Here is a 244-nt window from a genome sequence, read left to right as displayed (position 1 = left end):
AAGGGAAGCCAAAGTCTTAATCAAGATATGAGTCACAAACTCAGAGGAACGAATAGTTTACTTTTGCTTCCTTTCTCAATCATAAATCTACTTAAATTTAAAAAAACAAATCTAAAGGAGGAACGAAGGATCGCACTCGCTGATCGACAAAGATTGGCGATATGCTTTACGGAGTTACTTACGGAGATCTCTCCTTCGTCGAGATGACAAGATTGTGGTGAAGATTATTGTCGAATTTCTTTGC

The organism is Flavobacterium panici (assembly GCF_903819335.1).
GTDB lineage: Bacteria > Bacteroidota > Bacteroidia > Flavobacteriales > Flavobacteriaceae > Flavobacterium > Flavobacterium panici.
This window is presented reverse-complemented; position numbering follows the sequence as displayed.